Origin of the sequence: Nitrospira sp. (assembly GCA_035968315.1) — a bacterium.
Taxonomy (GTDB): Bacteria; Nitrospirota; Nitrospiria; order Nitrospirales; family Nitrospiraceae; genus Nitrospira_D.
In genome coordinates, this window is the sequence record JAVYIN010000005.1 from 284054 (window position 1) to 298929 (window position 14876).

Consider the following 14876-nt stretch of genomic DNA (forward strand, 5'->3'; position numbering starts at 1 on the left):
TCACAATACCTTAGATAATTCCGACGAACCTATTGCCCATCTATGGGCTGCCTCCTGTGCAACGCTTGTATGCCTCTTGCAGCGCCCTATCTACACTGATGCGGCCGTATCCTGTTTCTTGATCCCAGAGGTAGGGATAAGGGGTGCCCGTGGGATCATTGTGATTGTATAGATAGGGAGGTGCAGGCAATGGCGTTACGGTGCTTTCAATAATGTCGCGCACGTCCCGGCTTGTGTAGGACTTCCCGGTACTCTCATAGACGCTGATGACCAGAGCGGCCAGCGCCGCTACGTGGGGGGTCGCCGAAGAGGTTCCCCAGAAATCCATTGTGTAATCGCCATCGGCACTTCCCGAGTCGTTGTTTTGGGTGGTGATGATATGGTTCCCGGGAGCCACCACGGAGAGTCCCGTGCCGTAATTCGATCCCCACCCGGTTCCCCACACGGTTTCGTCGCAGCGCTTCTCGGTATTATTGCCATCGAGGCTGAATGCACCGCACGCGATGACCGATGGATCGGATGCGGGGTAGGCAATCGAGGAACCGTTGGTATTCCCTGTCGCAGCACAGATCACAATGTCTTGGCTGGACGCCTTTCTGATGGCGTCTCTCACGCTCGGGCTTTCGAATCCATTGTCCGCCAAGCTTATGCTGATCACATGGGCGCGCTGATTCGTCGCATGCTCAATGGCGATGGCCAATTCCTGTGATGTTTCTGTCTGGAGCCGAATGGGCATGATCGCGCAATTCGGAGCCAGCCCTGCAACGCAATGGTCTTTCCATTCGGCCGCAATGATGCCCGCGCAATAGGTTCCATGCGAGCTGTTGACGGCCTGGCCTCCCGGGACGATGCTGGAGCCTGAAACTGTTGCGCCCGTTGTTGTATAAGCAGCCTGTAGGCTCGGGTGTGTGAGATCGCAGCCCCGGTCGATCACGGCTACGACTACTGTGCGGTGTCCGGTTGTAATACCCCAGCCTTTTTGAGCGCCGATCTGTGTTAAATTCCATTGCTGCTCATAGAGACGTCCGGTCGGGGCGTGCTGGCCGCCGGATGCGATGGAATCCAATAGAGGCATATAATCAAAATCGACGAACTCGACGGAATCCCGTGCGTTCTCCTGGAGGTGTTTGTTTAGGTCGTAGGCACTGTTCTTTTTTGGCTGTTTAAGTTGATAAGCTCGAAACGCACACGCGGCTTCTTGTCCAGACACTTCTTCCAGGCCTAAGCGGCGCATCTTTATGGTAAGAGCCTCTAGGCTATTTGCTATCACCACCGTTGCTTGTTGAGCGGGCTTGATGACGAGCGTATTGGGTAGGGGACAGAGCAGCCCTTTTCGTCCCGTTGTCTCCGGCAACCGATAAACCGGGCCGATCCATTCCAGTTGTGTTTGGCTAGTTCTAGAGCCGAGCGCGTTCCAAATTCGCTGATCGACCGGCTTGTTGCCGGGCGTCCGAACCCAAAAGCGCTGGTCGGTGTGGTGGACGCGTTCCCCCGGAAGGAACGCAGCACGATCGGATTGGTCCGGTGAGTCTTCGAGGATGAGCCCGCTTCCTTGCAGCAGATTCTTAACCGTGGCACATGTTTGAGGGCGTTTGAAGCCGAGCAACAAGCGAGAGCGGTCGAGTTCCATTATCCGGCCAGATCCATGCAGCAGCTGCTGTGGAAAAGTAAGGGGAGGAGTGAGCATTTGAGCCTGAGAGCCATTCCGTGGCTCTCCTCCATTTGTCGTCAGCCGATCTGTCGTGGACCCTGCAGCCTGTCAGATATGGTGCCTAACTAGGCCTTTTTCGCAATATTCGCAATAACCCTTTATGGTTATCGGGGAGGGTTCTCCAGCTATGTGAGGCTATGCGCATATTGTGGTAATTTCCGTATATTCTCTTCTGCAAACGCCTTTAGATATCCCAGCAATTTCCGATAGAGAAGCAACGGCTTTTCTTCGGGAGTGGGCTGATGGTGGATTTGACGCAACGGTCATGCTGGATCCTGTGTTTGGCCTCAATGCTAGCCGGCTGCTTTCAGACGGGCCTGGGCGATAAGTCCTCTGCAGGCAAAGCCTTTTACGTCTCCTCCTCGATCATTGATTCTGCCCCCGGTCTTCCGATCGTGCCTCTTGTCTCTTCTCGGTTGCCAGCTGGTGTGTCCGTTCGTTGGCTGTCACTGGATGTTCTCCCCCCTGCGGCACATGAACCGGTATGGCCTTCGATAACTCTGGTGCAGCGCCGTGACGGCGGGGTTGTCCTCCGTGCAAAGAATGCATCCGCTTCGATGCTGCAGGGGCTCGATCCGTTTCAGCTTGATCCCGCCGTGCTTCCGTTTGTATTGCCCACCTGCTCCGTTCATATTGTGCCTTGACCGTTTGAAGGAGCCGCCGCTCCATGAAGGGAAAGGGCGGCTCCCATGTCCTCGGCGTGGAGGCGGCAGGCAGAGTCTGGATTGGGCACGATCCAGGCTGTGTGGAGCGACTCGACTCCGCATGTGAGCCGGATGCCGCATGGCCGGCTCTTTGCCAAGGCAACGGTTGAAGGAGGAGAAGCATCGGGACCTCGGTTCTGACATTCCCATTCAGGGCAAACTGCATGACGCCGTTTCCCTGTCAGTCTTGCCAAATCAGCCTCAGGACCAGATAGATAAAGAGGGCCATGAGGGTATTGGAGAAGAAGATCAATAGTGTGAAATCCATGGTCAGCTCCTTGCCGGTGTGGACGGCATTTGATTGCTAGCGTCCAGCTCTTGGTTCTCGTTGAAATGAATTTGCAAACGAGAGGCCAATGCGAAGGCAGGTTAGTCTGCGATGGTGTGGTCTTCTCAGGCGTGAATTGGCGGGCTTATTGGAGGGGTTTCGTTTTCTTGCGAAATATGGAATTGATGAAACGAGATTCTTGTAAGAACCTAAAAGAATTCAGCCCGGATCAAAATGGATTCATCTATGGAAAAGACTGCGTTCTATGCTGCGAGAGTTCAATACTGATTCGTTACTTAATGCTTCATAGGTCAAGGGATTTGATTGTCTACAGCGTTTGGATCTGACTCTCTAGCGTGGGAGTACGGCAGTTGGTCTCGGACAACTTCTTGGACAACCAATCGGGCGAAATAAGCTGAAAAATGCTGAAATCGTGGCTTTTTGACGGGGTCGAATGAAGCTGGATTTTGTTAATATTTTGAAGGGGATTATGGTGCCGAGGGACAGACTGGACCCACATGAAATGAAGGTGGCAAGGATGGCCCGGGCGTCTATGGGGACAACAGTGTTAAGAGGGAATAGGAACGACGAGAGAGGAGGAGGCGTGGAGGGTCTTGATGAGAGCGCGTCTTACGAAAAGAGCGTTCGAAGGTCTTTTAAGAGCATGAAGAGATGCAACGGATCGCTGGGGGAGGGGAGGAAATCGAAGCGTTCGTAGAACTGTTTTGCTTTCTCGTCTTTGGCATGGACCACCAAGGTACGGATTCCGGCAATATCCGCAGCCTGTAGGGTTCGCAGGGTTGCATCCTTGAGGAGTGCAGCACCCACTCCTTGCTTCTGCCAGTGAAGATCTACGGCTAACCGGGCGAGCAGCATGATTGGAATGGCATGTTTGGCGAGCCCTTTCTTCACTCGTTCCGGGGCCATGGCTTGCTCAACCGATCCGACCGCGAGTGCGTAATAGCCGACGATGGTGTCATCGACCACCCCCACATAGGTTTGTGATCCCCCGCTCTGTTGATTGGGGAGGGCGTATTGCTGGAGAAAGCGATTCAGCTCTTTTCGGCCGCAGTCGAATGCATCAACGGCGTGGTGGCGCTGAAGCTTTTCGATCGTTCGAGTCAACGCGGTTCTGTCGTGCGGTGAAGAGGGCGGGCGTCAAAGAATCCTGGCTCAGTCAGGAGTTCTTTCATGCGAGGGAGGGGGCGAGTCGGAGCATCGAGCGCCGCCTGAAACTCAGCCCATTGTGCTTTGCTCAGGAGGAAGGTGCGACGATCTGCCAGGGTTTCATCAGCGTGCGCGAGCGCACTTTCACGGACAAAGTCACTCACTGATCGACTGGAAACGGAGGCCGCCGCTTCCAGTATCCGCTTATCTGAGGCACTCAGCCGAAGATCCAGTTTTTCGCTTCGAATAGCACGGACTGTCATCTTGGCACCTCTCCTTGGTATTAAAGGTAGCGTAAGAGGGAAGCGATGTCAAGACAGTGTCATGACAGTGTTGCGCGATGAGATGAATGCGGCCCGCATAGATTTTTCGACAACGATTATGAGCCGTAACGGGGAAGGGACGGTGATGGTGGCGAACATAAAACGGGGTGTAAGACAGGGCATTGTAGCGCATGAAAAAGGATCGTCTCTAAGCCCTGGGAGCTGGTTGACCGCTCATGGTCTTGGACAACCATTTGGACAACCAATCGGGCGAAATAAGCTGAAAAATGCTGAAATCGTGGCTTTTTGACGGGGTCGAATGAAGCTGGATTTTGTTAATATTTTGAAGGGGATATGGTGCCGAGGGACAGAATCGAACTGTCGACACCAGCCTTTTCAGGGCTGTGCTCTACCAACTGAGCTACCTCGGCACGCTAAGAGGCTCGGTCGCGGAAGGTGGTGACAATACCGCAGGAGCCGTGAGTTGGTCAAGACCAATTGGGCCTGCTCCATGTTTCTTGTCGAAAAAAACGGCGGCACCGATCGGTGCCGCCGCTCCTCTGTCTGTCACGGCCGGTTATTTTGCCGCGACGATCTCTAATAGCTCAACTTCAAAGGTCAGCGTGGCGCCCGGCTTGATCACGGGAGGCGAGCCACGGTCGCCATAGGCGAGGTTGGCGGGGCATACGAGGCGGCTCTTGCCGCCGACTTTGATCTGTTGCACGCCTTCGGTCCAGCACTTGATGACTTGGCTCAGCGGGAAGGTGGCTGGTTCACCGCGCTTCACGGAGCTGTCGAATACGGTGCCATCGATGAGGGTGCCGTGGTAGTGGACCTTTACAGTATCGGTAGCTTTAGGTGCGGCGCCGGTGCCCGGCTTGATCGGGGTGATGATGATGCCGGAGTCCGTTTTGGTGGAGCCTTTTTCTGCTGCCGCTTTAGCCAGGTAGGCCGCGCCGGCTTTCTTTTCGCCCTCGGCCACGGCTGCGGCTCTGGCTTGCTGGAGTTGTTGAATCTTTGGTCCGAATGCCTGGAGATCCGCTTTGGGAGTGCGCTTCAAGACGCCGTCCGCGATGCCGGATTTGACAAATTCTAATTCCGCTTCACTGAGGGCAAAGGTGCCTAAGGATTGGCTGATGGCCAAGCCCAGGGCATAGAGGGTTTTTTGGTCGTCTGTCGTGGGGTCTCCTGAGGCTGCCAGTGTGGGTGACGCTGTCAGCAGCAGAGCCGCGAGCAATGCAACGATGCGCATGGATCATCCTTTCGTGATGGTGAGGAAATCCTCGTTCAAAAAATGGCGGAGAGGGAGGGATTTGAACCCTCGGTAAGGATATTCTCCCTACGACGGTTTAGCAAACCGTTGCCTTCGGCCGTACTCGGCCACCTCTCCACGATAGGGCTGCGATGGGGCGCATGTCCGTGGGCATCGAACGGGCATGTTTTCGTCAGTGGGGATTGGTCCGCTAACGAGCGGGCTGATATTACCTCAGCCGGCATGAGCGGCACAAGTAAAAGGTCTTATCGGACAGAAGGAATTCCGATAATGCGCCAGGCCGCCTTTCCCATTCCCCAGTGCAACTGCCGCAAGTGGTGGGTGGAAAATTCAACCCAGGTTTTGGCTGTGGCTTGAAGGCGGGTTATGGCCAGGTTTATCTGATGGGGGCGTGATGGAACATGGGGCTGAATCTGCACCGGGCATTCCTGATGGTCACGAAGTGCGGTCACTTTCAACGGTGAGATGATATAGCGAGGCTCGCTGGTACTTGGGCGAATGACACCGCTCAGGGTGAGCAAACGAAGGGCGGTACGGGTTTGTCTGCGAGTGTGCCGGTAGTGATTCCAGCGGGTCAGGGGTCTGTGCATATGTTCCTCCCTCTAGCGGTGAAGGGGACTCAAGGCCGAAAGACGGCATCTACATCCAGAGGATGTCTCCAAGATTGTTGCCAATCGAGTGTTGGCGGTGGCACTGGACGCAATAGGCATGGAGCTTCACGATTCCCGGTTCGGCCGCGGGGGTCAGACGGAGTTGATATTGATGGCTCCCACAGAATGCGCAGGCTTTTCCGTCGACGTTTCTCCGAATGGTTCCCACCTTGCCGATTTGTTTTTGCATGGGGCTCCCTCCTTACGCGGATCAACCTGTTGTCATGGTGTGCGTACTTCGGTGCCTTTCTCATCGCCTGCTCAGGCTGGCAGGAGACACGATACGGGGTTCCGTGGCGGTGTGAAATACCGAAGAGGTAGGGTGTGCTTCCCACATTGAGGGGCCTGTGTGTCTGGCTGAAATCGTGGCAGGCGCGGAATGTTACCAGCAGTGGTTGAAAGAGGGGGAATATCCAACTTCTGGGGGATAGTGGTGCCGATGGTCGAAAGGATACCGTGGAGCGTGAACGAATCGCTCAGGGGGAGGAGGAACGATCGGATGTCTGTGGGAACGGTCACAATAGATTGCATGTTAAGTTCGGTGGCTCCGCAGTATCAGGCGGAAGGCTGTATCTATGAAATATCCGGGGTCGATCGAAGGCTGAGGGAGCCTGGCTTTCTTTCGGCGGGTGACCTGGTCAGAGTCCGGCTCTGGCTCCCGAACGATGACAGCTATATCGTTATTCAGCTGGCAGAGGTGCGATCGGTGAGCCATCAATGGGTCGCGATCGAACTCATTACAATCGATGCGCGCGAGAGGGCTCGATTGGTGCGGTATTCGGAAGAACAGCAAGCGTCTCTAAGCGAAGCCTGTGAGCAAATCTTGATTCGGGCGTAGAATTGGAAGATCGCAGGGAAGAGGGGTATGGCGGAGGGGGCGAGATTTGAACTCGCGGACCCCTTGCGAGGTCTCCAGTTTTCAAGACTGGCACGTTCGGCCGCTCCGTCACCCCTCCGTATGCACGCTTGTCGTTGTAGGTTGTGCCGTTATTTGCTGATGCAGTCAAGCCCTCCCATGTAGGGGCGGAGCGGTTCCGGGACCGTGATGCTCCCGTCCTCGCGCTGATAATTTTCCAGGATGGCCAGCAAGGTGCGGCCGACAGCCAGGCCCGAGCCATTGAGCGTATGGACGAACTCCGTCTTGGCCGTTTTCTTGTCGCCTTTGGTTCGATAGCGAATGCTCGCGCGCCGCGCCTGAAACGCTTCAAAGTTGCTGCAGGAGGAAATCTCCCGATACTGTTGCTGCGACGGGAGCCACACCTCGATATCGTACGTCTTGGCCGCCGAAAACCCCATATCTCCGCTGCAGAGGGTCATGACCCGATAGGGCAGCCCCAATCCCTGCAAGATACTCTCGGCGTGTCCGGTAAGCCGCTCCAGCTCTGTGTGTGACTGCTCTGGCGCGCAGAAGGAGACGAGTTCTACCTTGTTGAACTGATGGAGCCGGATGAGGCCTCTCGTATCTTTCCCATAGGATCCCGCTTCGCGGCGGAAGCAGGGGGTGTAGGCGGTGTAGCGGATCGGCAGGGCGTCTTCGTCGAGCAGTTCGTCCCGATGCAGGTTGGTGACCGGGACTTCCGCCGTAGGAATGAGAAAGTAATCTTCATCCTTCAGGCGAAACAGATCCTCTTCAAACTTGGGCAGTTGTCCTGTGCCGGTCATGGTGGCGCGGTTGACCAGGAGTGGCGGCAAGACTTCCCGGTAGCCATGCTGCGTGGTGTGCCGGTCCAGCATGTAATTGATCAAGGCCCGTTCCAGCCTGGCCCCGGCCCCCAGCATTACGGCGAATCGCGCGCCGGCTAGCTTGGCGGCGCGATCGAAATCCAGGATGCCCAGGGCTTCCCCCAAGTCCCAATGGGGTTTGGGGGCAAACGTGAATGTGGGGTGGGTGCCCCAGCGGCGGATTTCCATGTTGTCTGCTGCATCCCGTCCGGCCGGGACGGATTCGTGCGGAACATTGGGGATGCGCAGATTCATGTCGGCCAGGGTATCTTCCACTCCACGGAGGCCGGTTTCGATCTCGCGGATCCGATCGCCAAGCTGTTTCATCGCGGCAACGGCCTCGTCGGCCGGTTGTTTCTCCCGTTTGAGGCGGGCGACATCCTCGGAGCCTTTTTTGAGCTCAGAACGGAGCTGCTCCACCTGGGTGGTCATGCTCCGGCGCTCTTCTACCAGTTGCTTCATGTTGTCCCACGGCACGTCGGTTCCCCGGCGGCCCAGGCGCTCACGGATCGATTCCAGATTATCGCGCAGCTGACGTAGATCGTACACGACTCAACTCCTGAAAAAGTTCGAGGAATCTAGCACCTGATTCGGGCAGAGTCAACGAAACCGCAGGGTCTGGATTGACAAGGATGGCTGCGGCTGGACAGGATAGCGCTATGCGTCCTGTGGCCAATCCTCCCAATCCGTTTGAGTCGCGGCATCGAGAATTGTTGGAGCCGGCCCCTGCCGCGACGCTGACGATTTTTGAAGACGCCAGCCGCGAGATTCTCAGCCGCAATGACAGCCCGGACCTGCCTTTTCGCTGGAGCGTCAATCCCTACCGTGGCTGTTTTCACGGGTGCGCCTACTGTTACGCCAGGCCGTCCCATGAGTACTGGGGCTTTGGAGCAGGGACCGACTTCGATACGAAAATCATGGTGAAGGAAGAGGCGCCGCAGTTGCTGCGGCGTGCGTTCGAGAAGCCGTCCTGGCAAGGGGAGTTGATCGTATTTTCCGGCAACACCGATTGCTATCAGCCGCTCGAAGCCTCGTATGAGTTGACGCGTGCCTGTCTGGAGGTCTGTGCCGAGTACCGGAATCCTGTGGGGGTTATCACGAAAGGGGCGCTGATCCGGCGAGATCTGGATGTGTTGGCGCGTTTGCACCGGGAAGCCTGGGTGCAGGTGTATGTCAGTATTCCCTTTGCGGATCACGAGACTGCGCGGCTGGTCGAGCCGCAGGCGCCCTCGCCGTCAAAGCGGTTTGAGACGATGCAGGCGCTGGCGGAGGCCGGGATTCCGGTCGGCCTGTCGCTCGCGCCGGTTATTCCCGGGCTCAATGACGAGGCGATTCCAGAGTTGTTGGCGCGAGCCTATGAGGCCGGAGCCAGGACCGTCACGTATAGTTTGCTGCGATTGTCCGGGAGCGTCGAACCGGTGTTTCTCGAACGGATGCAAGCGGCGTTTCCGGATCGGTTCAGCAAGATCGTCAATCGGTTGCGGGAGGCGCGGGAGGGGCATCTCACAGACACTGCGTTCTTTGCCCGTCATCAGGGGCGCGGGACCTATTGGCAAATGATTGAGCAGTTGTTTGAGGTGACGAAGCGCAAGACCGGCTTTCAGGAGACGGATAGGGGCGAGATTCCCTCCACTTTCCGGCGTTCTGGGGCCGTACAGTGTTCACTGTTCGAGTAAAAGGAGGACCGATGCAGCATAATCCTGGATTTTTGCGATTAGTGGAGCAGGCGAGGCAGCGGGTGAGGGAGTGCACGGTGGCCGATGTGCAGGCCAGGCAGGCGCGCGGAGAGCGCTTTCACTTGGTGGATGTGCGGGAAGACCATGAGTTTGCGAAGGATCATGCGGCCGGAGCCTGTCATCTTGGGAAGGGCATCATCGAGCGCGACATTGAGACGGTGATTCCCGATAAGCAGGCCTCGATCGTCCTGTATTGCGGAGGGGGCTATCGGTCTGTGTTGGCGGCAGAGGCGCTGCAGCAGATGGGCTATACCGATGTGATCTCAATGGACGGGGGAATTAAGGCCTGGCGGGAAGCCGGCTGTCCCTTGGAGAAGGGCCAGCCGGCGTAGATCCGGATTACTTGTTGACGCGGTCAAATTCTTTGACGACCTGTTCGGTAAGGTCGATCGTGTCTTTGCTGTAAATCACGATTTTGATGGTCTGTTCGCTGCCCTTATCGACGACGAGCGAGAAGCCGCCCTTTTCGGCCACGGTTTGGGTCGCCGCGGAGATCCGCTTCATATAGTCGTCCACCAGTTCCTTTTGCTTGCCCTGTAATTCCTGATTGAATTCCTGCGCGCGCCGTTGATAGTCCTGAATCTTGCCGCGGAACTGCGCTTCTTTTTCTTTTTTCTCAGCGTCGCTCAACTTCGCCGCTTGCTCCTTCAATTGCTTCTCGTAGTTGCGCAAGTCCTCTTCATCCCGGGAGAGCAGTTTCTGGCGGGTGGAGACATATTCCTTCAGCCCCTCCAGCGCTTTTTTCCCGGCTTTCGATTTCTCCAGCACGCTTTGGGGATCGACGACCCCCATTTTGAACGCCTCGGCGGCGTGGAGCGAGGTGGACAGGGGCGACAGGGCGAGGGTCAACAGGGCGGTGGCACACAGGGTCCGGAAGACCGGGAGGCGCATATCAATACTCCTTAGGCTAAGCATGACGCAGGACTTGAGCTGATCGCGGGTGAGAATAACGAGGCAATGGGTGCCTGTCAAGGCGGTATCGCCTGGCTAGACGAAATAGCGGCTGGTGTCGAATTTGCGCTCGGTATTGTCGATGAGCCGGACAATATAGTGGCGGTATTCGCCCATCTCGTCCTTCTCGCGGAGGTCGAGTTCGCGGCCATTGTCGATCGGCGTTCCGGCGGGATCCGTGATCACCTTGACGTAGGGATATTCCGCCTCGGCCTGGTCGATCGCAGGCTTGAGGACGACGGCCAGCTCATTCGTGTCCAGCATGACGAGGCTGCCGATCGGAATAATGCCGACGCAGGTCATGAAGAGCTTCATCAGGGTGGGATCGAAGGACGAGCCGGACTTGGCAAACATGATATTCAGGACTTTGGCCGGAGACATCGGCTCCCGCCGATAGACCCGCGACGAGGTCATGGCGTCATAACAGTCGGCGATCATGAGGATGCGCCCGGTCATGGACAATTTCCAGGGGACGTTGAGCTTGGGATAGCCGGAATAGTCCAGGTTCATGTGGTGCTCGAATGAGGCGGAGGCCATGCGGCCTGGCAAATTGGTGATCCCGCGCATCTGCGCGAGGCTCAGTGCCCCCTCGGTGGGATGATTGCGCATCATTTGCCATTCTTCTTCTGTGAATTCTCCCGGCTTGTTCAACACCTCCATCGGGATGGTGGCTTTCCCGAGATCGTGGAAGAGGGCTGCGAGCCCCAAATCGGCCAGCTCGACTTTGGGATAGCCGGCCCGGTTTCCCAAGGCCATTGAGAGCAGAGAAACGTTGACGGAGTGGTTGTGGGTGTATTGATCGTGGCAGCGCAAGGTCGTCAGCCCGAGCAGGGAGGCTTCGTCGTTCATCATGAGGTCGACGATGCTTTGAATCGCCCGTTTCGCCTGTTTGAACCCGATGGTGCCTTTTTCACGAGAGTCTTGGATGAGTTTCCCAACGGCGGCGGCGGCGTTGGCATAGCGTGTTTTCGCCGTCGCTTTGCCGCGAAGGACCCGGCGCTCTTCGATGGTAATGCCCTTGACGGACTGTTCTTCCAGCGCGGTACGCAGGGTGTCCAGTGAGCTTTTGACGACATCGAATGTGGCCAGCTGGTACGCCAGTTCTCGAAGATCCCGCGGAGTCGTCGAGGCTGCAAACGAAACCCCGCCGATGTTCCATTTGTTGAACGTGTCGATGACGATCGAGAACACGGCCATTTGCCCGGAGGTCACTTTCAGGTGGCGCTGGCCGAGAAAGAGAAAATCGTTTTGAAGCCGGATGGTGGCGGGCTCCTCATGAGCCAGCGTGGCGATCACGGTCATGGCGGTGTCGACGGGGCCATCCAGCGCGGCGTTTGTGCGGCCATGGATGCGGAACATCTTGATGAGGATGCTCAGCTGGGTGACCAATTGCGTGCCCAGCATGAGGACTTGCTGGTCGTAGATGTCGCCGGCTTCCGATCCCTTCGCCACTTTCTTCGTGAGCGATTTTTCATGGGTCAGAATGGGCTGTGCCGCCGCCGCAGAGGCTGTGGCGGGGTCTGAGCTGCGCAATGGTTCAGTCACGAGACGCGTCCTCGCAATACATAAAATGTGTCGGCTAGCGCGTATCCAGGTGTTTCGTCATCTGGGCCAGCGCAGTCACGCAGGCTTTCTTGACCGCGGCCGTTCCTTTCTCGGCGCCGGTTCCCAGCGCGTGCTGCGCGGCTGCGGTTCCGAGCTTGCCGAGGGCATCGACGGCCAGCAGGGCCAGCTCTTCCCGTTTTTTCCGATTCGTCCATCCCCACTCCGTGAGCAGATTCATCAAAAAGGGGACGGCTTCGTCTCCGGCGGTTGCACGCATGGCGTGGAAGATATTGCGCCGTTCCGCAGGCGGGCGCTCGCCAAAGGTTTCCGCCGTGACGATCGGTTCCCAGATGGAAAACGGAGCCGTATAGTGGCCGGTCAGCAGGGGCTTGAGCGCGGCGAGGCGCACGGCTTCATCGTGGTCGTTCAACAGCGGGACGATCTTGGCGCCGCTGCCCGATGGTCTCAGGGTTGAAAGCGTGCGGATCACCTCACGCCGGATGAGCGGATCCGGGTACCGGATGATCTTCTCGACACTGTCGGCCAGGCTTGGCATATTCCATTGGGCGATCACGCTCAAGAGATTGCGCACAAGCGCCGGTTTCCGGTCGGTGAGATGGCGGACCAGCAAGTCCGGTGTGTTCTTGGCAAGGTCTGTCAAAACACTGCACAGCAACGTTTGATGCGTGGGGTGCTCCAAATTTCCGAGCAGCGTGCAGAGCGCGGAGATCGCGGAGGGTTTCATCATGAGGAGGACCGAGGGCAGCCCGTCCAGGGACGGGTCGTCTGTGGTATTGAGGTAGCGCTCAATCAGTTTCACGTGCTCCGGTTGCCCGATCCGCTCCAGTATCGCGCCGATTTTCTCGCGGTGCTCCGGCGTCAAGTCCTGGCGCATGGCCTCGGCATCGCCGAGAAGACTGAGGACTTGTTCCGCCAGTGTCCAGTGTCCGCCTTGAAACAGCGAGATGAGGACGCCGTCATAGATATCGAGGACTTTACTCAGCAAGACAGGGGACCGTTCCGAGGAGAGAATCGCGCTGAGGATCTCAAGGACATAGGAGGCACTCTGACGGGCCGACTCGGCCGCAATATCGCGTTCGAGGGACGCCAGTTCAAATTCCGACACGTCATAGCCCATGATGCCGGAGGTCAGGCGGGGTTTCTGGGACTGCGTGTGTTGCGGGTCGGCGGCTTTTGCCGCGCGAACATCTTCGAGGATGTCCTTGAGAGAGGCCTCCAGCGGGGTGTGTGCTTGCGGCGTCAGGACGGTATCGATGTCTGACACTTTCATCACTTCATCGGCGGTCACGATCGTGATCGTGGGGAGATTTTTGGTCCACAGGCGCGTGACGATGTCATCGTCTTCCGATCCGTCTGTGGTGGAGGTGTTCCATAAGGCTTCGAAGAAGAAGAGCACATCTTCTTCCGTGATATCGGGGTGCAGCGTCAGCTCGCGAATGCCGTCGCTGTAGAGCGTAAAGGCAAAGTTCTCACCGGCCTCGGCGGTCTGGGAGCTATAGACCAGTTGGTCCATGAGGTAGAGCCCGTCTCGTTGCACGAGAAAGGTTAAGGCGTTGAAATGGGCAAGGTGGGTGGTCAGGTCCGTATAAAACTGGTTAAAAAACTTCTGCGCGACGCTGTTGCGTATCCCGAAGGTGCGGATGTTTTTCGACGCACGGTCCAGCGATTTCAGCAGCTGGACCACCGAAGTCACTTCGGGGGCAGCCTGCTGTTTCGCAGCCACTGCTGCGGCCATCATCTCTTGGGCCACCTTCAATTCTGACATAGTAGTACACTTATCGGGACATCGAAAAATCGTCAAGAAAATCGGTATTCTTGACTAGCGGAATGTATGAGGGCGGCGTCATCCGGTTGCTTGTCAGAAGGCGTCGTGGCCGGTACAATCGCGCCACGATGAATCAGCCCGTCCGCGTCATCTGTTTTGGCGACAGCCTGACTGCCGGGTTTCAGGCCCCGACGAGGGAGAATCCCCAAGGTCAGTCCACTCCCTATGGCGAGTGGGTGCAGGCACGGCTCGGTACCGCCGGTGAGGTGCGGGTCAGTGGAATCTGCGGCGAATTGACCGCGGAAATGCTCTTGCGGTTCCGGCGGGATGTGTTGGCGCATCACCCCCACTATGTCGTCATTCTGGGAGGAACCAACGACCTGGGGTGGAATGGGCCGCCGGCCGAGATCATGCGCAACTTGGTCAAGATGTATGAACAGACGCTGGCCGCCGGCGGAGTGCCGGTTCCGGTCACCGTGCCCTCCCTCAGGGTGGAAGATGCCGGAAGCAGCCGCGAGGGGCAGGAGTGGGTGGCCGGTCATGTGGCCCGGCGCTTCGAACTCAATGGCTTGATCGGTGCCTATGCCAGGACGAAGGCGCTTCCGGCGATCGACTTGTTTGCCGCCACCGCCGAACCAGACACCAACTTGCTGGCCCGGGAGTATTCCAACGACGGGCTCCATCTCAGCACGGCGGGCTATCGTCTTTTTGCCGATCTCGTCTATCGGCAGGTCTTGCAGCCTGCATTGGCACAGCAATAATCGCGACGATGTCTTTAGGCCTTCAACCAGTGACCGATGCGGATTTCGACCGGGTGGTCGAGCGTGCCGCCGTGCCGGTGCTGGTCGAGTTCTGGAAGCCGGGTTGCGGGCATTGTCACGCGTTGATGCGCGAATTGGCGCAATTGCAGGACGAACTCGGAGCGAAGGTGCTGGTTCTGGCCATGAACGTCGAGGAGAACTTCCAGATCCCAGCCGAACTCGACGTGACCTCGCTTCCGGCCCTGGCCCTCTACCGTGATGGATCGTTCGAGCGGTTCATCGGCGGGTTGGGAACGAAGGAGGAGATTCGGAAGCAGGTGCACACCGCTCGGTGAGCAC

Annotated in this window: 14 protein-coding genes and 3 tRNA genes; 6 read left to right on the plus strand and 11 right to left on the minus strand. The window is 57.4% G+C overall.

Annotated elements, in window-relative coordinates:
- Positions 1–40 precede the first annotated feature (40 nt).
- Both RI101_04930 and RI101_04935 read right to left on the minus strand, forming a co-directional pair.
- Positions 41–1630 carry a S8 family serine peptidase gene (locus tag RI101_04930; protein ID MEC4889387.1) on the minus strand — a complete coding sequence of 530 codons (1590 nt, stop codon included), beginning with the start codon at positions 1628–1630 and terminating at the stop codon, positions 41–43.
- A 1683-nt stretch (positions 1631–3313) separates the two neighbouring features.
- Complete coding sequence (locus RI101_04935) at positions 3314–3808, minus strand: GNAT family N-acetyltransferase (GenBank protein MEC4889388.1); 495 nt, start codon at positions 3806–3808, stop codon at positions 3314–3316.
- A gap of 366 nt (positions 3809–4174) precedes the next feature.
- Between RI101_04935 and RI101_04940 the strand changes: the two genes are divergently transcribed.
- Positions 4175–4423: a hypothetical protein gene (locus RI101_04940; GenBank protein ID MEC4889389.1), complete on the plus strand. Its 249-nt coding sequence runs from the start codon at positions 4175–4177 to the stop codon at positions 4421–4423.
- Between the two features lie 45 nt (positions 4424–4468).
- On the opposite strand, the gene RI101_04945 is transcribed toward RI101_04940, so the two are convergent.
- From RI101_04945 to RI101_04960, 4 genes are all read right to left on the minus strand, one after another.
- A tRNA-Phe gene (locus RI101_04945) sits at positions 4469–4544 on the minus strand.
- A gap of 146 nt (positions 4545–4690) precedes the next feature.
- Positions 4691–5365, minus strand: coding sequence for an FKBP-type peptidyl-prolyl cis-trans isomerase (locus tag RI101_04950; GenBank protein ID MEC4889390.1), 675 nt, complete (start codon positions 5363–5365; stop codon positions 4691–4693).
- Between the two features lie 43 nt (positions 5366–5408).
- Positions 5409–5503, minus strand: a tRNA-Ser gene (locus tag RI101_04955).
- 522 nt (positions 5504–6025) lie between these two features.
- Entirely contained in the window at positions 6026–6226 is a 201-nt protein-coding gene (locus RI101_04960; GenBank protein MEC4889391.1) for a hypothetical protein, read from the minus strand.
- A gap of 339 nt (positions 6227–6565) precedes the next feature.
- Here RI101_04960 and RI101_04965 point away from each other — a divergent pair, with 339 nt between their 5' ends.
- Entirely contained in the window at positions 6566–6874 is a 309-nt protein-coding gene (locus RI101_04965; protein MEC4889392.1) for a hypothetical protein, read from the plus strand.
- Between the two features lie 28 nt (positions 6875–6902).
- On the opposite strand, the gene RI101_04970 is transcribed toward RI101_04965, so the two are convergent.
- A tRNA-Ser gene (locus RI101_04970) sits at positions 6903–6992 on the minus strand.
- 31 nt (positions 6993–7023) lie between these two features.
- Positions 7024–8307 carry a serine--tRNA ligase gene (gene serS / locus RI101_04975; GenBank protein MEC4889393.1) on the minus strand — a complete coding sequence of 428 codons (1284 nt, stop codon included), beginning with the start codon at positions 8305–8307 and terminating at the stop codon, positions 7024–7026.
- 110 nt (positions 8308–8417) lie between these two features.
- On the opposite strand from serS, the gene RI101_04980 reads away from it, so the two are divergent.
- Complete coding sequence (locus RI101_04980; protein MEC4889394.1) at positions 8418–9434, plus strand: PA0069 family radical SAM protein; 1017 nt, start codon at positions 8418–8420, stop codon at positions 9432–9434.
- Between the two features lie 11 nt (positions 9435–9445).
- Positions 9446–9826: a rhodanese-like domain-containing protein gene (locus RI101_04985; protein ID MEC4889395.1), complete on the plus strand. Its 381-nt coding sequence runs from the start codon at positions 9446–9448 to the stop codon at positions 9824–9826.
- A 7-nt stretch (positions 9827–9833) separates the two neighbouring features.
- Here the strand turns inward: RI101_04985 and RI101_04990 are convergent, their stop codons facing one another.
- The 3 genes from RI101_04990 to RI101_05000 form a co-directional block, all read right to left on the minus strand.
- Positions 9834–10385 carry an OmpH family outer membrane protein gene (locus tag RI101_04990; GenBank protein MEC4889396.1) on the minus strand — a complete coding sequence of 184 codons (552 nt, stop codon included), beginning with the start codon at positions 10383–10385 and terminating at the stop codon, positions 9834–9836.
- Between the two features lie 96 nt (positions 10386–10481).
- A complete protein-coding gene (locus tag RI101_04995; protein MEC4889397.1) occupies positions 10482–11990 on the minus strand; it encodes an HD domain-containing protein in 1509 nt (502 codons plus the stop codon).
- A gap of 34 nt (positions 11991–12024) precedes the next feature.
- Positions 12025–13749 (minus strand): hypothetical protein, encoded by a 1725-nt coding sequence (locus tag RI101_05000; GenBank protein ID MEC4889398.1) that lies wholly within the window; start codon positions 13747–13749, stop codon positions 12025–12027.
- Between the two features lie 155 nt (positions 13750–13904).
- On the opposite strand from RI101_05000, the gene RI101_05005 reads away from it, so the two are divergent.
- Positions 13905–14537: a GDSL-type esterase/lipase family protein gene (locus RI101_05005; GenBank protein MEC4889399.1), complete on the plus strand. Its 633-nt coding sequence runs from the start codon at positions 13905–13907 to the stop codon at positions 14535–14537.
- 8 nt (positions 14538–14545) lie between these two features.
- Positions 14546–14872 carry a thioredoxin domain-containing protein gene (locus RI101_05010; GenBank protein ID MEC4889400.1) on the plus strand — a complete coding sequence of 109 codons (327 nt, stop codon included), beginning with the start codon at positions 14546–14548 and terminating at the stop codon, positions 14870–14872.
- Positions 14873–14876 lie beyond the last annotated feature (4 nt).